17 protein-coding genes are annotated in these 22,451 nt (G+C 40.6%); 13 read left to right on the top strand and 4 right to left on the bottom strand.

The genetic code is table 11. The features are described 5' to 3' along the window. Nucleotides 1-124 precede the first annotated feature (124 nt). From pepN to rmf, 9 genes are all read left to right on the top strand, one after another. A complete protein-coding gene (pepN, locus tag L3V25_RS13105; protein WP_237295940.1) occupies nt 125-2,731 on the top strand; it encodes an aminopeptidase N in 2,607 nt (868 codons plus the stop codon). 468 nt (nt 2,732-3,199) lie between these two features. Beyond that, nucleotides 3,200-8,059: an NAD-glutamate dehydrogenase gene (locus L3V25_RS13100; protein ID WP_237295938.1), complete on the top strand. Its 4,860-nt coding sequence runs from the start codon at nt 3,200-3,202 to the stop codon at nt 8,057-8,059. Between the two features lie 165 nt (nt 8,060-8,224). Next, the gene (gene pyrD, locus L3V25_RS13095; RefSeq protein ID WP_237295936.1) at nt 8,225-9,235 is read left to right on the top strand and encodes a quinone-dependent dihydroorotate dehydrogenase; all 1,011 of its coding nucleotides are present in this window, start codon (nt 8,225-8,227) and stop codon (nt 9,233-9,235) included. A 223-nt stretch (nt 9,236-9,458) separates the two neighbouring features. Next, entirely contained in the window at nt 9,459-10,001 is a 543-nt protein-coding gene (locus L3V25_RS13090) for a cell division protein ZapC (RefSeq protein ID WP_237295934.1), read from the top strand. 651 nt (nt 10,002-10,652) lie between these two features. After that, nucleotides 10,653-12,791, top strand: a complete 2,139-nt coding sequence (gene rlmKL, locus L3V25_RS13085; protein WP_237295932.1) for a bifunctional 23S rRNA (guanine(2069)-N(7))-methyltransferase RlmK/23S rRNA (guanine(2445)-N(2))-methyltransferase RlmL — start codon at nt 10,653-10,655, stop codon at nt 12,789-12,791. Nucleotides 12,792-12,841: 50 nt separating this feature from the next. Then, a complete protein-coding gene (locus tag L3V25_RS13080; RefSeq protein ID WP_237295930.1) occupies nt 12,842-13,165 on the top strand; it encodes a glutaredoxin family protein in 324 nt (107 codons plus the stop codon). Then, a complete protein-coding gene (locus L3V25_RS13075; RefSeq protein ID WP_237295928.1) occupies nt 13,143-15,077 on the top strand; it encodes an ABC transporter ATP-binding protein in 1,935 nt (644 codons plus the stop codon). Before L3V25_RS13080 ends, L3V25_RS13075 begins: the two co-directional genes overlap by 23 nt. Before the next feature lie 19 nt (nt 15,078-15,096). Further along, nucleotides 15,097-17,046, top strand: a complete 1,950-nt coding sequence (locus L3V25_RS13070; protein ID WP_237295926.1) for a DUF3466 family protein — start codon at nt 15,097-15,099, stop codon at nt 17,044-17,046. 161 nt (nt 17,047-17,207) lie between these two features. Then, the gene (rmf, locus tag L3V25_RS13065; protein WP_027695907.1) at nt 17,208-17,381 is read left to right on the top strand and encodes a ribosome modulation factor; all 174 of its coding nucleotides are present in this window, start codon (nt 17,208-17,210) and stop codon (nt 17,379-17,381) included. A 175-nt stretch (nt 17,382-17,556) separates the two neighbouring features. On the opposite strand, the gene fabA is transcribed toward rmf, so the two are convergent. Both fabA and L3V25_RS13055 read right to left on the bottom strand, forming a co-directional pair. Beyond that, nucleotides 17,557-18,081, bottom strand: a complete 525-nt coding sequence (fabA, locus tag L3V25_RS13060) for a bifunctional 3-hydroxydecanoyl-ACP dehydratase/trans-2-decenoyl-ACP isomerase (RefSeq protein ID WP_237295925.1) — start codon at nt 18,079-18,081, stop codon at nt 17,557-17,559. Nucleotides 18,082-18,145: 64 nt separating this feature from the next. Further along, the gene (locus L3V25_RS13055) at nt 18,146-19,816 is read right to left on the bottom strand and encodes a Lon protease family protein (RefSeq protein ID WP_237295923.1); all 1,671 of its coding nucleotides are present in this window, start codon (nt 19,814-19,816) and stop codon (nt 18,146-18,148) included. Nucleotides 19,817-20,042: 226 nt separating this feature from the next. Here L3V25_RS13055 and matP point away from each other — a divergent pair, with 226 nt between their 5' ends. The 4 genes from matP (at nt 20,043) to L3V25_RS13035 (ending at nt 21,953) form a co-directional block, all read left to right on the top strand. Next, a complete protein-coding gene (gene matP / locus L3V25_RS13050) occupies nt 20,043-20,492 on the top strand; it encodes a macrodomain Ter protein MatP (protein WP_192999420.1) in 450 nt (149 codons plus the stop codon). 149 nt (nt 20,493-20,641) lie between these two features. Beyond that, entirely contained in the window at nt 20,642-20,944 is a 303-nt protein-coding gene (locus L3V25_RS13045; protein WP_192999421.1) for a cytochrome c, read from the top strand. Then, nucleotides 20,941-21,300, top strand: coding sequence for a hypothetical protein (locus tag L3V25_RS13040; RefSeq protein WP_237295922.1), 360 nt, complete (start codon nt 20,941-20,943; stop codon nt 21,298-21,300). The genes L3V25_RS13045 and L3V25_RS13040 overlap by 4 nt, the downstream gene beginning before the upstream one ends. 236 nt (nt 21,301-21,536) lie before the next feature. Beyond that, nucleotides 21,537-21,953 (top strand): DUF3653 domain-containing protein, encoded by a 417-nt coding sequence (locus L3V25_RS13035; protein ID WP_237295920.1) that lies wholly within the window; start codon nt 21,537-21,539, stop codon nt 21,951-21,953. Between the two features lie 126 nt (nt 21,954-22,079). Here the strand turns inward: L3V25_RS13035 and L3V25_RS13030 are convergent, their stop codons facing one another. Next, nucleotides 22,080-22,250 carry a hypothetical protein gene (locus L3V25_RS13030; RefSeq protein ID WP_237295918.1) on the bottom strand — a complete coding sequence of 57 codons (171 nt, stop codon included), beginning with the start codon at nt 22,248-22,250 and terminating at the stop codon, nt 22,080-22,082. Continuing rightward, a complete protein-coding gene (locus L3V25_RS13025) occupies nt 22,247-22,450 on the bottom strand; it encodes a hypothetical protein (RefSeq protein WP_237295917.1) in 204 nt (67 codons plus the stop codon). The genes L3V25_RS13030 and L3V25_RS13025 overlap by 4 nt, the downstream gene beginning before the upstream one ends. Nucleotide 22,451: the final 1 nt, after the last annotated feature.

Below are 22,451 nucleotides of genomic sequence, written 5' to 3'. Positions count from 1 at the left end.
TTAATAAATAATCATAATAGCTTTTGATAAAGTGATTATTAGCATTTCTGTTGTGGGCTAATGGGAAATATCAATATTTTGTGCAAGAATGGTTTGACTCATTCGAACATGAAAAGGATTGAATATGACTCACCAGCCACAAGCTAAGTACCGTAAAAATTACACTTCTCCAGATTTTACGATTAGCGATCTCGATTTAACGTTTGATTTATTTGATCAAGAGACAACGGTTACTGCTGTCTCTAAAGTGATTAAGCAAAAAGATAACTCAACACTTACCTTAGACGGTGAGCATATGGAGTTGGCTGGTATTCAAATTGATGGAGTGGAGTGGTCAGCTTATGAACTTACTGACACCAATCTTCATATTCATGACTTACCGAAAGAATTTGAATTAACCATCATCACTAAAGTTAATCCATCTGAAAATACGGCATTAGAAGGCTTGTATAAATCTGGCGGTGCATTCTGTACTCAGTGTGAAGCTGAAGGTTTCCGCCGAATTACGTATTTCCTTGACCGCCCAGATGTGTTGGCAAAATACACTACTACCGTTATTGCGGATAAAGAAACCAACCCTTATTTGCTAAGCAATGGTAACCGAGTGGATAGTGGTGATCTTGATAATGGTCGTCATTGGGTGAAATGGTCGGATCCACATCCAAAACCATCGTATTTGTTTGCTTTAGTGGCTGGCCAATTCGATGTATTAAGAGATCAATATACGACAATGTCTGGTCGTAAAGTAGAGTTAGAAATCTTCGTTGATCAAGGCAATTTAGATAGAGCGCCACACGCAATGACTTCACTGATTAATGCTATGAAGTGGGATGAAGAGCGCTTTGGATTAGAGTATGACCTTGATATTTATATGATTGTGGCAGTTGATTTCTTCAACATGGGCGCAATGGAAAACAAAGGTTTGAACGTCTTTAACTCTAAGTACGTATTGGCGAATGACCAAACCGCAACCGATACTGATTACCTAGGTATTGAAGCAGTGATTGGTCATGAATATTTCCATAACTGGACGGGTAACCGAATTACTTGTCGTGATTGGTTCCAATTGAGTCTGAAAGAAGGCTTAACGGTTTTCCGTGATCAAGAGTTTTCTTCCGATCTAGGCTCGCGCGCAGTGAATCGTATTAATAACGTTCGCATCATTCGTGGCCCGCAATTTGCTGAAGATGCCAGCCCAATGTCACACCCAATTCGTCCTGAAAAAGTGATAGAAATGAATAACTTCTATACTTTAACAGTATATGAAAAAGGTAGTGAAGTGATCCGAATGATCCACACATTACTGGGCGAAGAGAATTTCCAAAAGGGCATGAAACTTTACGTTGAGCGCCATGATGGAACCGCGGCGACTTGTGATGATTTTGTGGCGGCGATGGAAGATGCATCTGGTGTTGATTTACAGCAATTCCGTTTATGGTACAGCCAATCAGGTACGCCACAAGTAAAAGCGACAACAAGCTATGATCAGCAAAATAACACCTTCACTTTACAGCTGACTCAAGCAACAGCAGCAACACAAGATCAACCTGAAAAACAAGCTCTTCATATTCCAATGAATGTTGAGTTATATGCCCAAGATGGCAGCATCATTCCTATGGTTATCAATGGTAAACCCGTCGGCAATGTGTTGAATTTTACCCAAGCTGAACAAAGCTTTGTGTTTGAAAATGTCTCAGAAAAGCCAGTGATCTCGTTACTACGTGAGTTCTCTGCGCCAATTAAATTAGAATACGACTATTCTGATGAAGATCTGATGTTCCTAATGGTCAAAGCACAGAATGAATTTGCTTGTTGGGATGCTGGACAGAATTTGATTGCCAAATATTTACGTCAAAATATCGCCGCATTCCAAGCGGGCAAAGAATTGTCATTACCACAATCTGTGCTTGATGCTTTTAAAGGTATTTTGTTAAGTGAAACATTGGAGCCTGCCTTTATCGCCGAAATGCTCACGCTTCCAAGTCAGAACGAAGTAGCAGGTTGGTTCAAACCGGTTGATGTCGATGCAATCGCTGAGGCACTAGGCTTTATGAAACGTGCCATTTCAGCAGAATTAGTTGAAGAACTAACCGCTATGTACCACAGCTTAAAGCAAGAGCAGTATTCGGTAGAGCATGATTGTATTGGTAAGCGTTCATTACGTAATACTTGCTTAGCTTATTTGGCCGTGACGGATGAAGGTGAAAAACTGGTCACCGCACAATATCAATCTGCAAATAATATGACAGATACGATGGCGGCGATGAGTTCAGCCAACCAAGCAAAATTAGCTTGTCGTGAATCACTAATGAAAGATTTTAGTGATAAGTGGAGCCATGATGGCTTGGTAATGGATAAATGGTTTATGTTGCAAGGAACCAATCCTGCAAATAATGCTTTAGAGATGATTAAGCAAACTATGTCTCATGCTGCATTTAGCTTGAAAAATCCAAATAGAACACGCAGCTTGGTTGGTGCTTTCTTTGGACAAAACCCAGTGAACTTCCACGCCATTGATGGTTCGGGTTATCAATTTGCCAGTGAAATTCTTATTCAACTCAATGAAAGTAATCCGCAGGTTGCTTCTCGTATGATCGATCCTTTATTGAAGTATCGTCAATACGATGAAACTCGTCAGGCGCTTATTCGTACTGAGCTAGAAAAGTTATCGAAACTTGAGAATCTCGCTAAAGATCTTTATGAAAAAATCAATAAGGCACTAGAGGCGTAACTCTTAGTTCTAACGATTTTCATACCATTAAGTGATCAATCCATAAGCAGTCTTCGGGCTGCTTTTTTCGTTTTAACTTTTGGGGAAAAGGTCTTTGGGACAAGTTCTTTGGGAAACAGGGCGATTTATCATTTTTAAGTATAGAAAATACCGAAAAATCATCTCCTCTGTAGCGAAAGTGATTGTCATGAGTTGCTTAAACAGACGTTTCATTTTTACATTGATTATTTTGAAGTGCTTCCAATAAGTGCCTAAGTCACATATTCGACTTTTATCCTGTATATCGCTAGGAAACCATTTAACTTTCTATCAATACTACTCTTACAATATACCTGTATCTAAATAACATCTGGTAGCTTTTAGAATAAGACAGCAAAGATTCTAACAAGCCGTTTTTCAGTAGTGTTTAGTACCGTTTCGTAACGTGAACAATATAAAAATAATATCCCCATTTTGTGGAGTGTAAAGATGCCAACGAGTGAAAAAGTCACCCCTGTCTTACTTGAGAAAGTCTATCAACTTATACAGGACAAATTAGAATCGGAAACTCAGCCTTTAGTCAGCAAGTTAGCTGAACATCTATACAGTAATATTTCGCAAGATGATCTTTTTCAAAGGAATGAATCTGATCTCTATGGTGCGGTTGTCAGTTTGTGGCAGCACATCCTAGAAAAAGACGCCGATATGGTGTCAGTAAAAGTGTTCAACCCAACATTAAGCCGCCAAGGTTGGCAGTCGAGTCATACGGTTATTGAGATAGTCGTTCCTGATTCTGCATTTTTAGTAGACTCAGTCAAAATGGCGATCAATCGTTTAGGCTTAACCAGTCACTTTATGGCCAATGCACCTACTCAAATTAGTAGAAATAAAGGTGAAGTTGTCGCGATTAATGATGGGCAAGGTGATATGCAATCGTTATTTCATATTGAAATAGATCGTTTGAATGACAAAGCTCGCATGTCGGAATTGAAAGACGAATTATTGTCGGTTCTGAAAGATACTCGCTCAGTTGTTGAAGATTGGCACAAGATGAGTGACAAGTTACTACTTGCAATAAAAGAAACCGAAGACAACATCAATAATATTCCACTAGAGAAAGAAAGACTACAAGAAGATTTAGCATTTCTACGTTGGCTTGGTGAACATAACTTTACCTTTATGGGGTACAAAGAGTTTGAGCTAAAAGCTACAAAAGGGGACTTGGAGCTCAATCCATCTCAATCTCCTGCACTTGGTTTATTGAAACAAGAAAGTCGCATTCGCAGTTACAAACTATCTGAACTGCTTGAATCCGCAAGAATGGAAGTGACTAAGCAAGAGCTACTGGTTTTAACAAAAGGCAGTCATGCTTCTACTATTCACCGTCGCGCTCACACCGATTATGTTGGCATCAAAAAGTTTGATGATAAAGGCAAGGTGATTGGGGAGCATCGTTTTGTAGGTTTATATACTTCAGCAGTTTACAACCAAAGTGTCGGTAGCATTCCGCTTATTCGAGATAAAGTCGCGCGCATTTTACAATCAAGTGGTTATCTAAAAGGATCGTATTCCTGGAAAGCGCTGCATAATATTTTAGAAAATTACCCAAGAGATGAACTACTTCAAGCTAGTGAAGAAGAGTTACTTGAAGTGGGTATGGGTGTTGTGCAAATGCAAGATCGTGATTTATTACGTTTATTTGTTCGCAAAGACCCATTTGGACGTTTCTTTAGTTGCATGGTCTACGTAACCAAAGAGCGTTACAACACAGAACTTCGATTCAAAACTCAGCAGATCTTTAAGAACTACTTTAAAAGCGATCAAGATGTTGAGTTTACTACTTATTTTTCGGAAAGCCCGCTAGCAAGAACCCACTACATAGTGCGAGTGGATAATAATAATCAAGATATCAATGTTCAAGGTATCAATGTTAAAACGATTGAGAGGGATCTGATGGAAGCGTCTTCATCTTGGGATGATCGTTTAACCCAGTCTATTATGGGTAATTTTGGCGAAAATAAAGGCACCGAACTAGCTAAGCAATACCAGGATGCTTTCCCTCGCTCATATAAAGAAGCCACGTTAGCTGGCGGCACAGCCGTTGCCGATATTGAACTGTTGGAATCTTTAAATGAAGATAAAAAACTGGGCATGTTGTTTTATCGGCCGCAAGAAGTCAGAGCCGATTCAAAAGCAGTACGCCTAAAATTGTATCACCGCAATGAGCCGATTCATCTTTCTGATGTAATGCCAATGCTTGAAAACCTTGGGCTTAGAGTGATCGGAGAGTCACCATACGAGATCGAAAAATCCGATGGGACGGTCTTTTGGATCTTAGATTTCTCTATGCTGCACCGTGGTGATCAAAGTGTCGATCTACGTGAAGCGCAAGATCGTTTCCAAAAAGCATTTGCTGCCATTTGGTCAGGCGATCTAGAGAGTGATGGCTTTAATAGATTGATTCTTTCTGCTGGTTTAACGGGTAGAGAAGTCACAATTTTACGAAGCTATGCGCGTTACATGCGTCAAGTCGGCTTCCCATTTAGTCAACAATACATTGAAGATACACTTTCTAATCATCCTAAATTGGCACAAGCCTTAGTTGCCTTATTTGTAAAACGCTTTGATCCAAAAGTAAAAGCAAGAGGCAAAGCAGAAGAGAAATTAGTTGCTTCAATTAAAGAGCAATTAGAGAAAGTTGAAAGCTTAGATGATGATCGGATTATTCGTCGCTATATGGAAATGATCCAAGCGACCATCCGAACCAACTTCTATCAAACTGATGAAAACGGTATCGAGAAGCCGTGGCTAGCGTTGAAATTGATGCCGAGAAATATTCCAGAAATTCCAGCGCCAGTGCCTGAGTTCGAGATCTTTGTTTATGCACCAGATGTGGAAGGTGTACATCTACGTGCTGGCAAAGTCGCTCGTGGTGGTTTGCGCTGGTCAGATCGCCAAGAAGATTTCCGTACTGAAATTTTAGGCTTGGTTAAAGCACAACAAGTTAAAAATACCGTGATTGTTCCAGTAGGGGCAAAAGGTGGCTTTGTCTGTAAGCGCCAACAAAATTTCACTACTCGAGATGAAATTTTTGCCGAAGGTCAACGTTGCTACAAACGCTTTATTCGCGCGTTATTGGATGTATCGGATAACATTATTGAAGGAGAAATTGTACCGCCAACTAATGTAGTTAGACATGATGCCGATGATGCTTATCTTGTTGTCGCAGCGGATAAAGGAACGGCAACCTTCTCCGATATTGCCAACTCAGTTTCGGCTGAATACAACTTTTGGCTAGGTGATGCCTTTGCTTCTGGTGGTTCAAATGGTTACGACCATAAGGCAATGGGGATTACTGCTAAAGGTGGTTGGGAGTCGGTGAAACGCCACTTCCGCGAAATGGGAATTAATTGCCAGACTACTGATTTTACCTGTGTTGCGATTGGCGATATGGCCGGTGATGTATTTGGTAATGGCATGTTGTTATCGAAACACATTCGACTTCAAGCGGCCTTTAACCACATGCATATCTTTATTGATCCAAACCCAGATTCAGCAAGCAGTTGGAAAGAAAGGGATCGCTTGTTCAAATTGCCAAGATCGAGTTGGGAAGATTACGATCAAAGCTTGATCTCGCAAGGAGGCGGCATATTCTCAAGACGTTCCAAGTCGATCTCATTGACTCCTGAGATCCAAAAAATGGTCGGTACACAAAAGCAATCTGTCACGCCAACAGAGTTGATCAAGTTACTGCTGAAAATGAATGTTGATCTACTGTGGAACGGTGGCATCGGTACTTACATTAAATCGTCAGAAGAAAATCATACTGATGTTGGTGATAGAGCCAATGATAGTCTGCGTATTGATGGCCGAGAACTACGTGCAAAAGTAGTTGGTGAAGGCGGTAACTTAGGTATGACGCAGCTTGGTCGTATTGAATATGCACTCACTGGCGGCCGAGTAAATACCGACTTTGTTGATAATGTTGGTGGTGTAGATTGTTCTGATAATGAAGTGAATATTAAGATCTTCTTGAATACGCTAGTCAGCAATGGCGATCTTACCATCAAGCAGCGTAATGAAGTACTGAATAGTATGGAAGACGAAATTGGCGAGATTGTTTTAGAAGACGCGTACTGCCAGTCAGAGTCTATTTCGGTGAGTGAGTATCAAGGTACCGCTCAGGTGAAAGAACAAATTCGCTTTATTCATGCGTTAGAAAAGCTGGGTAAATTGGATCGCGCTTTAGAATATATTCCTGACGATGAAACCTTATTGGAGAGGGAAAAGCAGGGCAAAGGGCTGACTCGACCTGAGCTTTCAGTATTGATTGCCTACGCTAAAATGGTGCTTAAAGAGCAACTTGCTTGTGAAGAGATTGCCAATGACCCATTTAATGCGCAATTGTTAACTCATTACTTCCCAACCAAGTTACGCCGTAACTATGGTTCATACATGGATCAACATCCATTGAGACAAGAAATTATCGCCACCTCACTTGCCAATCAAATGGTCAATGAAATGGGCTGTAATTTTGTCTCGCGCTTACATGATGAGACAGGGGCAAGTGTGATTGATATTACTAATGCCTATGTTGCTGCGAGAGAGATATTTGATGCTGGCTCTATGTTTGACAAGGTGCGAAGCCTAGATAACACCGCCACAGCGGAAGTACAGTATGAATTATTGATGTCTTTACGTCGTATTTTACGCCGATCATCACGTTGGCTATTGCGAAATCGTATGCTGAAATTAAGTGTTAATGAGATCATTCAACACTACCAAGCTGATGTTGTTGCTGTTCAGGCGGGAATTGATGATTACTTAGTCAAAGATGAAGTGAAAGAGCACAATCAGCAAGCTCAGTCTTGGATCAAGCAAGGCGTTGATTCTGAATTGGCCAATAAGATATCTCGTTTAACCAGCTTGTATTCTGCTTTAGATATTTCTACGGTAGCCGCTGAATGTAAGGTGACGATTGAGCAAACCGCGAAAATGTATTTCACTTTAGGAGACCGATTATCGCTGCATTGGTTCTTGAATCAAATCAATAATCAACCGGTTGATAATCACTGGCAAGCACTTGCTCGTGCGACATTCCGTGAAGATCTCGATTGGCAGCAACGCAATTTAACATTACAAGTTCTTTCTTGTCGTTGTGATGATAAGCAAGCTAGGAAAGTAGAAAGTGAGTTAAGTGATTGGCTGGAATCTAATCGACCATCACTAGAACGTTGGGAAAATATTTTGAATGAGTTCAAAGTCGGTTCTGCACATGAATTCGCTAAGTTTTCCGTCGCACTTCGTGAGCTTATGCTTTTAAACTTAAATTGTGCCGCTAACAAGTGATTACATAGGTGACCGCGTAACTAATGTTTTGTGTTTTAGCTTTGATCTCATCTGTAACAGCATGAGATCAAAGCACTGCAAACGATTGCAGTAGTATAAGGCTGATAACAAAGGTATACTTTGCCCCGGAATTTCGGGGCTTTTTTGATCTTATTTGGAGGAAGTATGCTTTACCGTATCGCCAGAGCTGGCTTGTTTAAATTCAATGCAGAAACGGCACATGAATTAGCGATTAAGAATTTAAGAAGACTGAATGGTACGCCTTTAGACTTTTTCTTCCGACAAAATCTACCTACTCGTTCTGTTGAAGTGATGGGACTGACATTTAAGAATCTCGTCGGCCTTGCAGCTGGCATGGATAAGAATGGCGAATGCATTGATGCTTTTGGCGCGATGGGGTTTGGTTTTTTAGAAATTGGTACTGTGACGCCACGTCCACAACCTGGTAATGATAAACCGCGCTGTTTCCGAATTATCGAAGCAGAAGGGATCATCAACCGTATGGGTTTCAATAATGAAGGTGTTGATGCGCTTATTGAAAATGTTAAGCAATCAAACTTCGATGGCATCCTAGGTATCAATATCGGTAAGAATAAAGATACGCCAATTGAAAAGGGTACGGAAGACTACCTAATCTGTATGGAAAAAGTTTACCCATACGCAGGTTATATTGCGGCAAACATTTCTTCTCCAAATACTCCGGGGCTACGCACACTACAATACGGTGAAGCTTTGGATGAATTATTGTCGGCATTAAAAGAAAAACAAACTGAACTGGCTAAGCAATACGATAAGTATGTTCCATTAGCGTTAAAAATTGCCCCAGATTTAACCGATGATGAATTAAAGCAAATCTGTGATTCACTGAAGAAGTATAAGATTGATGGTGTTATCGCAACCAACACAACATTGGATCGTACTTTAGTCGATGGTATGAAAAATGCCAATGAAACAGGGGGCTTAAGTGGCCGTCCTGTTCAATCGAAAAGTACTGAAGTGATCCGTCAGCTTTATAAAGAGCTAGGTGAAGAGATCCCGATCATTGGTGTTGGTGGTATTGACTCTTATGTTGCGGCAAAAGAGAAAATGATGGCTGGTGCAAAACTAGTGCAGGTGTATTCGGGTTTCATTTATCACGGACCTAACTTGATCAAAGATATCGTTAAAAATATTTAACTTCTATTGAGACTCGTTAACTATAGTTGAGCCTAGTTATTTTCAGTTGAGGTTATTAAAAAAAGCAAGAAAAAGTTCTCACCTTAAAATCAATTTCAGCCTGAAAAGAGGAATATGTTTTCCTCTTTTTTTTTGCCTATCTGTTTGTACAATCTAAGAACATCTAACGGATAGACGAGAAGTGGAGTGTCTATTTCACTTTATTTTTGAAGAGGCTGAAACAATGCTTAAACCGAGTGATACATGGAAATGGTATTACAATGAGACCAACAAGTCCCTTATGCTGGATCTTGGGCGGGACATGGTTTTCAGCGTAAATCTTCCTCAAAAACTTCTAGTAAACAGTGCATTTCAAGAAAATGAATTTTCTGTTGATGATGCATCTAGCTACCACAAATTTAAACAACAAGTTGATGTACTTCCTTTATCAGAACCAAGAAAAGCAGAATTGGCATTAAACAGCGTCGCAGCTCGTCGCTTTCATAAACCAGTTCAACCTAAGAGTTGGTTCTTCTCTTCACAAGGCGGCGATTTTGCGCCAGAAGAGGGGGAGATTGTACATTTACGTAATTGCTTCTCTGAGGGCCATTTCATGGTGGTCGAAGTTGGAGAAAGCGCCAGCATTTGTGTCTCTGTCTCTTTGCGTGATTTCAGTCTTACAGAGTCCAAAGCGCTTAAATTTGGTGAGCCAATTAAAGTGATGCACGATCGCTTTGCGAAAGCTAACTTACATACTCACTTTGAAACTTATGCAATGGTAGGGTAATTACCTTATCTAAACCAGTTCGTTCCTTGTTGTTCATTCGGTCGGCCTTAGCGCCGGCTTTTTTTTGTCTAAAATTTCCCACCAATAGTTAACGTATTCAGTTAACGACCTCCTAAAAATCAAATGATATTGCTTTAGTTTGGCTATTGATTCGCCACTTACCACTCTGAATAAATACTAAAAACTGTGAATAGGGCAAAATAAAAGCAATAAAAAGGCTAATTTAAAGCAAAAGTGAAAGTTTTTTTAAGCCTTATTTCATCGCATTTCTTCCCTTCAAAGTGAACAAATTCCCCATTTAAGCTTATTTGGTAATAAATTTACACTGTAAAAACACAGTTGGTATAGACCAGTTTCGGGTGTTTTATTGGGTGAATAAGTATTCACTTCCGTTTTAGTGTTGATTTTTTATATATGCGCATGCTGCATATTTGAATAAAGTAAAGTTAGTGAATGCAGATGTACTAGTTGTATAGGATTTAAGTGCTGGAGTTAGACGTTCAGGTGGGTATTTGAAGTGTTCAATGATGAATGTGGAAAAATATGATGACTTTTCTGTGATATTCGGTGCTTAAAGCATGTAGGTGGTCGCATCTTAGGGCCACTTGGGTATATAATTCGGGTCCATTTATTACCGTACTGAAAGTTATAATGAATCAATATTTAGCGATAACATCTAATGGCCTTGAAAACTTGCTCGCTGATGAGCTGACACAATTAGGTGTTACCGATGCAAAACCAGTGCAAGCAGGGGTTCGATTTACTGCTACCAATGCACAACTTTACCGCTGTTGCCTATGGAGCCGCTTGGCTTCTCGTTTCGTATTAATTCTTTCTGAGTTTTACTGTAACGATGATATGGATCTTTATTTATCGGCATCTGCAGTAAATTGGTCTTCTTATTTCTCGGTGAAAAAGCGTTTAATTGTTGATTTCAATGGTACCAACCGCGAAATTCGCAACAGTCAGTATGGTGCGATGAAAGTAAAAGATGCCATCGTTGATAGCTTTACCAAAAAAGACTTAGGTCGTCCGGAGATCAGCAAAGATCAGCCAGATCTTCGTATCCATGTTCGTTTGCATCGTGATAGAGCGATTCTTGGTATTGATATGGTAGGCCGTGGTTTGCATCAACGTGGCTATCGTATTCAAGCCGGTGCAGCGCCATTAAGAGAAACCTTAGCGTGTGCAATTGTTAGCCGTAGTGGTTGGGATAAATCACAGCCATTACTCGATCCTATGTGTGGTTCAGGTACTTTGCTTATCGAAGCGGCTTTAATGGCTGCGAATGTGGCTCCAGGTATCCAACGTGCAACTTGGGCTTTTGAATCTCTATATGATTTTGAAGCTGAAACTTGGGCTGAAATTAAAGCCGAAGCTAGCGTACAGGGTCGAAAGGGCATTAAAGCGCTTGGTGAAAATAGTTTCTTTGGTATTGATAATGATCGTCGCGTTCTACAAACAGCCAAAGACAATGCCAAGCGTGCTGGTTTAGAAGGTGTGATTCAATTTAACCTAGGTGATGCCGCTAAACTTGAAAAACCTCAGGGCTTTACTGAAGGCGTGGTGATCTGTAACCCGCCTTATGGTGAGCGTTTAGGTACTGAACCTGGCCTTATTGCTCTGTATACGTCGTTTGGTGTGCAATTAAAGAGTGAGTTTGCGGGTAGTCAGGCTTCTATTTTCTCTTCAAGTGAAGAGTTATTAAGTTGTCTACGTATGCGCGCGGATAAGCAATATAAATTGAGCAATGGTGCGTTACCGTGTCACCAAAAGAACTACTCAATTACCGCACGAGTGAATCCAAACGGCGAAACGCTGCGTCATTCAGAAAAAGAAGAGGCGCAAATTGCCCCTGATTTCGCTAACCGTTTAAAGAAAAACTTAACCAAAATTGGTAAATGGGCGAAGCGTGAGCAACTAGATTGCTACCGTGCCTATGATGCTGATCTACCTAATTACAATGTAGCGATTGATCTATATTTAGATCACGTCGTTATTCAAGAGTATGCGCCACCAAAGACTATTCCAGAAGAAGTGGCTAAGCGTCGTTTGACCGATATTATTCGTGCGACAATTCAGGTATTAGGTGTTGATGCCAATAAAGTCGTTATCAAAACCCGCGAAAAGCAAAAAGGTAAACGCCAATACCAGAAACTATCGCAAGATTCTGAATACTTAAAAGTGAACGAATATGGCGTGCAACTACTGGTTAATTTGCAAGACTACCTTGATACCGGTCTATTCCTCGATCATAAATTAACCCGCCGTCGTTTAGGTCAAATGGCAGCAGGTAAAGACTTCTTGAACTTGTTTGCCTACACGGGCAGTGCAACGGTACATGCCGCGGCTGGTGGAGCGAAAAGTACCACGACAGTTGATATGTCGAATACTTACTTGCAATGGGCTCAACGTAACATGGAGCTCAATGGTTTTACGGGTGAAGCGCATCAATTTGAACAAGCGGATTGTTTGCAATGGCTGCAGCATGAAGACAGAACGTTTGATCTGATTTTTATCGATCCACCAACGTTTTCTAACTCAAAACGTATGGAGCAAACCTTCGATATTCAACGTGATCACTTAATGTTGATGGAAAATCTAAAGCGTCTGATGCGTGAAGATGCCGTCGTGGTCTTTTCGAACAATAAACGCCTATTTAAGATGGATCTTGATGGTTTAGAGCAACTAGGTCTGAAGGCTGAGAACATTTCAGCGAAGACATTACCGATGGATTTTGCTCGCAATAAGCATATCCATAACTGTTGGATCATTACTCATCGTGACTAAGTAGGTCACTTGAGTATAAAAGTTAAATAACACAGGGATAGAGATTAAAAATGCTGACGCTGTACTCAACTTCGGGTTGTCATTTATGCGAATTAGCTTATCAACAGCTTGATACTTTATGGGTGGGAGATTCTCAACAGTCTTTAGCCCATACAGTGCAAGTGATTGATATTGCTTTTGATGATGCATTATTTTCTCGTTACGGCGTCACTATTCCTGTGCTTGCCTTGCATTCGCAAGATATACAAAACGATCAAAGTAACTTACAACACCAAAATAATTTAAAGCACATAGTGAGTGAATTATTTTGGCCATTCAATTTAGACGAATTACAAGCGTGGTTAAAACACAATGGCATTAATTACCATTCATAATGGCCAGCTGGCTTTTGGCGATCATCCATTATTAGATAAAGCCGATTTTGCACTTCAGCAGAACGAAAGAGTATGTTTGGTTGGCCGTAATGGTGCAGGTAAATCTACCATGATGAAAGTGCTTGCGGGCGAAATCATCATGGATGACGGCAAAATTCAAATCGAGCAAGATGTGGTGGTGTCTCGTTTAGAGCAAGATCCACCAAGAAATGCCGAAGGTACGGTTTACGATTATGTTGCAGAAGGGCTAGCGGAAGTCGGTGAGTTATTAAAAGACTACCAGCATCAGCTAGACATCATGGCAGAAGACCCGTCAGAGAAAAACATTAATCGCTTATCTAGAATCCAAGAGCAGCTTGATCATAATGACGGCTGGCGTCTTGAAGACCGCATTAAAAACATTCTGACGTCTTTATCTTTGGATGAACATACACTACTGACGAGTTTATCTGGTGGCTGGCAACGTAAAGCGGCTTTAGCTCGCGCATTAGTATGTGACCCAGATGTTTTACTACTCGATGAGCCAACGAACCACTTGGATGTCACCACGATTGAATGGCTAGAAGCCTTCTTAAAAGACTTCCGTGGTTCGATTGTCTTTATCTCGCATGACCGTGCTTTTATTCAATCAATGGCGACTCGTATTCTCGATTTAGATCGTGGAAAACTGAGTTCTTACCCAGGTAACTATGAACAGTATTTGATTGATAAAGAAGAAGCGTTGCGTGTTGAAGAAATGCAAAACGCGGAGTTCGATAAAAAGCTCGCTCAAGAAGAAGTTTGGATCCGTCAAGGTATCAAAGCGCGTCGTACTCGTAATGAAGGGCGTGTTCGAGCACTTAAAAAGCTCCGTGAAGAACGTTCTGAACGTCGTGAAGTGCAGGGCAAAGCGAACATTCAAATCGATGAGTCTAATCGCTCTGGTAAAATCATCTTTGAAGCAGAGAATCTGTGCTATCAAATTGATGGCAAAACTATCGTGGACGATTTCAGCTTCAATATTATGCGCGGTGACCGTATTGCCTTAATCGGGCCAAACGGCTGTGGTAAAAGTACCTTACTGAAATTGTTGCTTGATAAGTTAAAACCAGATTCAGGCCGCTTGCATTGCGGAACGAAATTGGAAGTGGCGTATTTCGATCAGTATCGTGAAGTGCTGGATCCTGAAAAAACGGTTATGGATAACTTAGCTGACGGTAAGCAAGAAGTGACCGTCGGTGGAAGAACTCGTCATGCACTAGGCTACTTGCAAGATTTCCTATTTGAACCGAAAAGGGCGCGCACACCGGTTAAAGCATTATCCGGTGGTGAGAAAAACCGCTTACTTTTAGCTCGCTTGTTCTTAAAATCGAATAATTTATTGATTCTCGATGAACCAACCAACGATTTAGATATCGAAACATTGGAACTTTTGGAAGAAATTCTTGCCAACTATCAGGGTACTTTGCTTTTAGTGAGTCACGATCGTCAATTCGTTGATAACACCGTGACAACCAGTTGGATTTTTGAAGGTAACGGCAAGATCGAAGAGTTTGTTGGTGGCTACCATGACGCTCAAGAGCAACGTGCTCAAGTGTTGCTGTCGCGAGGTGTTACTCAGCAGTCTTCTTCTGTGAGTGAAAAACCAGCGAAAGCAGACAAAGTGGTTGAGGAAACTCCCAAAACTCAACCAAATGTTAACAAACCGAAGAAGTTATCTTATAAACTGCAACGAGAGTTAGAATCCTTACCTCAAGTGCTAGAGTCACTTGAAACGGAAATTGAACAATTACAAACTCAGGTTAATCAACCTGACTTTTTCACACAGAGTAGCGATAAAACTCAAGCGATTTTGGATCGACTGAACGCTGCTGAACAAGAATTAGAAACTGCATTCGAGCGTTGGGAAGAGCTTGAATCAATGCAGGGCTAACGGATTAGAAGTTGACTTAATGCCAAATAAAATTTTCAAACTATCAATGGTGGCTGCTGCATTAATGGCAGCCAACTCCGCTAATGCGGCACTGTATAAAGTTGTGCGTGTTGATGCCAGTGTCGATGCTAATCAAGTATTCTCAAGTGCTATTAGTGATTCATCTGCTGTCTCTGACACGGATCCTTTAGGCTGCTTTGCAGATAGTGCAAGCTGTACTGATGGAGATTACCTACTTGGTGGTGAGACTCGACAAGGTGAAGATGGTATTTCTTACCGTGATGAAGTGCCGTTTAAGTATGATAATACTTTCACTTATCTAGATTATGATGATGTACGTAATTATTGTTATAACCAGTTGGGCTATTCAACTTGTGATAGTTGGGCGGTTAAGCAATGGTTTGGAGCAAATTCAGAAAACTCAGAAGAAGATTGTGATTACAGCTTAACGGGCGGTTTATGTCAGGAGCGTCGAGCTTATTATCAAGGATATAATGGCCGAAATGCAGTTGGGTTGATTGATGGTGCTGAAATTGCAGCACCTATAGATTCTAGTTATATCCCTACAGGTGGTACAATACAACAAGATAGTGCCAATGTAGTTGTGAATAAAATTCTAGAAGATGGATCTTCAATCGGAATAGCAAGTAGTGGTTATTATAATGTTGGTAGCAACAGTGTTTTAACTTACCGTCAACGTGGGTTTTATAATGATATTGTTTTACAGCCAAAGCAGGATGGTGAGGCGATTGTAAAACAAATGGGCCGTACCTTTGCGTATGATACATTTGAGTATCCAGTAGGTAGTGGGACATTATATGTCGTAGGTTCAGCCGCAATTGATCCCTTTGATTATGGTGATGATAATAAAGATTATTATGGCGATCTAAATCGATGTATTAATGATACTGACCCTGCCTCACTACCAGATTGTCAAAACTTTGCTTTTGCTACTCAAGCGTACATTTGGAATAGTGCTGATGGCGCTTCTGGTAAAGCAGTTTCAGGTTGGGATAATACCACTGCTGCTAACCATGATGATGCTGCCGCTCAAGGTAGTGCAAGAGCTGCCGTAATCAGTGATGTGACTGCTTTTAATGGGTTACCAGTTCTTGCTGGTTTTAATACTCATGAAGATGATGATAATTACTTGATGCAAGCGGCTATCTTCTATCCTAAAGATACGGTTGATCCTACTGTTGAAAACCAATGGGATTCTGTTTTTGTTCAAGGCGCTGAAGTTGAAGATGATGGTGATTATATTTACACCAACAGCTTGATTAAAGACATCAACAAAAACTTGATTGCTGTTGGTGAGGCTAAGCGCAGTGGTCGTTATCCTGAGAATGGCGCTGCTAATAACCGTTTATTCTATACCGATGCCTCTAAAGGTGATGCAGCCACTAAACCTACAGCTGTCTATCTTAGCGGTGATATCTTCTTTAAAGGTGCGGGTGGTGAAGCAAATGCCATCAACAACTATAACGAAGTTGTCGGGGCCATTGATGCTGAAGAAAACCGTGAAGTAGATGGTAAGCAGCGTCGCCGCCGTGGATTTATCGCTCCTCTAAATGTTACAGGTACAGATTCTAGTCGTTTGGCTATTTTCCAAGGTAAATCTTGGTGGCTAGATAACCTAACGAATGGCGGTGCTGATTCTGATGCCAACAACGCATATCGTATTGTGAATGCAACTGGTATTAACGATGACGGTGTAATCTCTGCAACGGCTAACTACTGTGCTGGTGGTTATGATAATACCGATCACAATTCATATTGTGGTGATGGCACTGGCACAGAAGAATTGGTGGCGGTTAAACTCGTCCCAATTGCGGGTGCAACAGCCGATGATATTGTACAACGTAAAGGTGGCCAACCTGACGTTGAACGTGAAGGCGCTAGCTTAGGTTATTTCGCTTTAGCTTTACTTGGTTTATTAGGTTTCAGAAGAAAAAAAATTAAATCATAAGGTTAACAAACCTAGCATTAAACCGAGGTTCACAAAATTGAATCTCGGTTTTTTTTCGCCTTGAGAAATTCGGATCTTTGGCCGATGCTTAATGAGTGGCGTTGTAATAAAACTGCCACAGATAGTCGTTTTGGTAATTATCAAAGTAAGAGGACTGTACTATGAAGAGACAGAAACGCGATCGCCTAGAAAGAGCGCAATCTCAAGGTTATAAAGCTGGTCTTAATGGGAGATCGATGGATGACTGTCCATATCAGCAAATGGATGCTAAATCGAATTGGTTAGGCGGTTGGCGTGATGCAAGAGATGATCGTCAATCCGGGCTTATTAAATAACTTAAGAATAGATAGTTTATCCAAAGCTTAAGTTAATAAGTTTAGTCGGTACAGAATTAGGCTCCGAAATTGGAGCCTTTATTATCTCGCCTTAACGCACTATAACTAAATGGATTGAGCAAAAATAAATCAGCAAAACCGCTGATTTATTTATTGAAAGGGGATAAACCTTATTCTAGAAAGCAGACGTATCTTGGAAAAGACCTACTTTTAAGTCTTTCGCTACGTAGATTTCTTTTCCATCAACAAGTACACGACCATCTGCTAGGCCCATTACTAGGCGGCGATTCACTACGCGTTTCATGTTGATTTCATAAGTTACTTTCTTAGCTGTTGGTAGGATTTGGCCTGTGAATTTCACTTCGCCAACACCTAGTGCACGGCCTTTACCTTCACCGCCAACCCAGCCTAGGAAGAAGCCAACTAGTTGCCACATTGCGTCTAGACCAAGACAACCAGGCATTACAGGGTCGCCAGGGAAGTGGCAATCAAAGAACCATAGGTCAGGAGTAATATCTAATTCTGCAATAATCACACCTTTACCAAATTCACCTTCGCCTTCTGCGTCAGTAATTTTAGCGATGCGATCCATCATTAACATGTTTGGTGCAGGAAGCTGTGGACGGCCTGGGCCAAAAAGTTCGCCTTGGCTTGATGCTAGAAGGTCTTCACGAGTATATGAGTTACGTTTGTTTTGCATTATATAATCACTCCAGAAATAGTCTGTGTATCTTAGAGAACAGGTGTAAGCTAAACAAGTCCGATCAGTGAATGCCAAGTAAACTTTTGATTTTATTTACTATGCCGCAAGGTGCTGACTCATGTTTATCAAAGTGCTCGATTCTCTCAGAGATTTTTTTCAATATTGTTTCTTCTTCATCACCACGGAAGGCTTTACCAAAGATGATAGGTAATGCCTCATCAACAGATTCAACTGACCATAGGTGGAATTCTTCATTTTTGATGGCTTCAACAACATCATGATGCAAGGATAAGTGTTTTAAGTTAGTTTTAGGTAAAACAACACCTTGATTGCCTGTTAATCCACGATGGTTACATATCTGGAAGAAGCCTTCGATTTTCTCATTTAAACCACCGACCGCTTGCACGCGACCAAATTGGTCCACCGCACCAGTAACAGCAATTTGTTGATTAATAGGGTACTCAGATAAAGCACTTACAAGGGAGCAAAGTTCCGCTAAAGAAGCGCTATCGCCATCAACTTCTGAGTACGACTGTTCAAATACAATAGAAGCGGCAAATGGTAGAGGATCATCTAAGTTTAGAGCACTGCCTAAAAAGGCCTGCATGATCATCATGCCTTTCGCGTGTAAATTGCCACCTAGTTCAGCTTTGCGCTCAACATCAGCAATATCGCCATCACCAAAGTGAATAACACATGAAATACGAGCCGGTTCACCGTAAACAACAGGATGTCCCGGTACTTCAATAACCGTTAAGCCATTCACTTGGCCGACACGTTCGCCTTGGGTCTCAATGATAACTTGGCCTTCTAAGATATCGGCTAAAGCTCTTTGAGGTAGATATTCTTGACGATAGGTTCGAGCGGCTAAAGCTTTTTCCATATCGGATTGAGAGATAGCTTGTCCATTGGAAACTAAAGCGGCTTCTGTTAACAACGTTCTATGCCAAATAGGACACAGAGGCATTCTTTCTTGGTCTTCGGTTTCACGAGCACCTTGAGCCAACAAGAATGTCCAGGCATGTGTATCTAAAAGCTTAGGAAGTTGGTATTCAGCAATAATGCCGTTAATGTATTGAATGTATGCTTCAACCGAATCGGCAGTCACTTTGAAATCTAACTCTACTTCAGCGAATAAGCATAGGTGAGTTCTCATATCCGCATCGAATAAGTCTAAATCACCTAACTGCATTCTATCGCCAATAACAACCAACTTTACATCGTACTTCTTGAGTGGCGCGTTTTCGATAACTTGTTTTGAGTCGGAGGATATACCAGAACAAGCATTTCCTAAAACGGCGGCTTTTAATTTCGGCCAAGCTCTAGGGTTAGCTAAGATTAAATTTGACGAAATAATGAGATAGCCGCCATTAGCTTTATCAAGTAACCCTTCGGAACTATGAATAATTTGACCATTTTCAACTTGGTATTGCCCAAATAACTCTTCAAGCTCGATACTTTCACTGGTGATAACGGGAGTACGATTTATGTCACCCGTATTCATTAGCATAGAGTAAGCATGATGGATTGCTTGGCGATAAATGAAATTATCCGGTGCATTCACTAATAGGAAACGCGGAAAGCTCGCCATTTGTGCAAAATGCAAAATAGAAGATTTGAGTCTAGGCTGAAGATCCAAAAAGGATAGGTGACTACTAGAGTCGTTTTGCGTGAGGATATCTTCATATTGTGAAAAGTTGGGTGTTGCAGATTGCCAAGACTCTTTGATCATTATAAAAAATTCAATATGTGGTTAGAAGAAAAGAAGTATATAGAAAAATAGCTTAACCTTATACCTGTTTATGCTTCGGAAAAAGAGAGTTTAATCAATGGATTTGAGAGGCTGCTATCATAAAGTCAAAATAGGTTGGACTATTATTCTAGATGGAGTGAAAACAGTTGAGAATGTGATGGTTTTTAGTTACGCTGTCACTGTAAATTGTCTATAGGGAAGACTAATGAAATATCAACAGCTTGAAAACCTTGAATGTGGTTGGAAATGGCAATATTTAATTCGAAAATGGAAAGATGGAGAATCGATTACTCGTTACCAAGATTCGAGTGAATCTCACGCTGCCATTATGGGGCTTCAAAAGTTAGAGCATCAGCCAACACAAGTGCTGAGTTGGATTGATGATCACATGAATCCTGAGCTTGATAACAAACTTAAGCAAGCCATTCGAGCAAAGCGCAAACGCCATTTTAATGCCGAACATACCCATACCAAGAAAAAATCGATCGATTTAGATTATGCGGTTTGGGAAAAACTGTCGGATAGGGCGCAAGAATTAGGTTGCACACTATCAGAAGCGATTGAGTATCTGGTGAGTGAAGCATCTCGAAGCGAGAAAGCCAGTAAGAAAGTGCATAGTATCAAAGCCGATCTTAGTAAATTACTCGACTTTTAACCTATAAACCATCATCTGCTGAGTCAAATTTTTGTGATAGTAAGTGATCGAGATTAAATTTCTTATTCTCAATCCTAGATATTGTCGGTTAAATTGCTAAATTGTATACAGTGATGTTCACATTTTATCTTCCCATTTTGAGGTGCTGTATGAAAAAGCTCGCTATTTTATCGCTATGTTTATTTGCCACATCTTCCCATTTTGCTTTTGCAGGCGATCCAGAAGCTGGTAAAACGAAAGTTGCAATGTGTGCTTCATGCCACGGTGCAGATGGCATCGCGGTAATCAAAACCTATCCAAACCTTAAAGGTCAAAATGCCGCTTATCTTGAAAAAGCAATGAAAGCCTTTAAAAGCGGTGAACGTAAAGATCCAGTAATGTCTCCAATGGCGACCACCATTAATGATGCTGATATCGCTGATATCGCGGCATATTACGAAAGCCTTAAATGAATCTAAGCATAAAATCATTATCTGACTATATTGGTAGGATTGTCGCATCTAACGATCAAGATGCGGCAGATTTTAAAATTGCTCATACTGAAACAACCATGCGCATAGACGATGGCATTACTACAGAACATACCATAACAAGTTTTAAATTCTCTGACGGTGTAGTGATAAGAAAAGAAGTTGAATTTGATCACTTAGCAGAAGAAGAACAAGAACCTCAAAATGTTTGTCCTGAGTACTGGTTAAGTTACCAAGTGATCGCCAATCCAAATAGCATTCAAATAAAACCATTTAAGAAAACATTTTCGAATTTATGCCAACAAAGTTTTTGGTTGAAGATGACTAACGTAAATTAGGATAAATACAGCTGTTGCGGCTCTTTAACAAACCAAGCCTTAGTGCGCATTATTAGTTCTTTATGTAAAATCCATGTAAAGATCACGTCATGATATAGCAAGCCGAATAGAGCGATATTTTTAACTTACTCACAAGATTAAAGATTGCTTGTTATGAATGTTTTCCAACTTATTCAGCCTAAACCCCTTGAATTATATGATTTTTATCCCATTAACAAAAATGAGATATAGATCACATGAAAGTAGATATTAAAGATACTTTGCACGAATTTGGCATGTACAAAAATCAGGTAAAGGATCTGTTTTTATGGCATTTCGATAGCGACAAAGAAGCCGGCGAATATTTCGGTGTAACTCCCCAGACGGTGAAAAACTGGAAAACTAAGGGCAATTATCCGCTTTCTGTGGTGCGCTTGCTGCTTATTATTCATCGTGGGTATTTGCCTACTCGTAAAGAATGGGCAGATTTTAAGATCAGGGGTGATAAATTATATACACCGGCAGGGCGTGAGCTAAGTGCTTATGATTTGATGGAGTTAGATATAAGAGTCACGAACGGCGACAACGTGATCGAATTTAGGAGAAAAAAAAAGACGTGGTTTAAATTACGGCACAAAAAGAAAAGGGCGAAACAATCGCCCTTTAACGTTTGAGTTTTACCGCTACCGCTCCGGCTATCACTGTAATAATTGCCGCGAGTATCATTGTTCTTTCTGTCACGTCAATCTTAACTGTTACCGGCTCCGGCGTGTTTACATCGACTTTAAAAGCGCTTGGAATCATAGTTTTTTCTCCAATTCTCGCAATCGTTCTTCATGATCATCTAACTTGAGCTTTACCCAACTAACATCAGTTTTAAGCGCTGAGACTGTCACAACGCCCGAGACCATGCCAGTAGTGAGGCTGATTAATACCGTTAAAACTAGGCTTATGGCTTGCTCTTTGCTCATTTACCCTCGCTTTTGAATTCATCGCGTATAGCATCATAAACGCCAATTACGACTGGAACTGCTAAACCAATTACACCGCCGAACTGTACGCCGGTTTGTGTGACATCTGCGCTAAAAAAGTGCCCGTAACCGGTCACAGCTGCGATTGTTGAACCAATTAGCGCGAGACCGCGCCATGTTGAACTTTGATTAAATTTCATC

The sequence above is a fragment of the Vibrio sp. CK2-1 genome (assembly GCF_021726515.1).
In the GTDB taxonomy this organism is placed as follows: domain Bacteria; phylum Pseudomonadota; class Gammaproteobacteria; order Enterobacterales; family Vibrionaceae; genus Vibrio.
The sequence above is the reverse complement of the archived record's forward strand: the minus strand, read 5'-3'. Positions and strand labels throughout refer to the sequence as shown.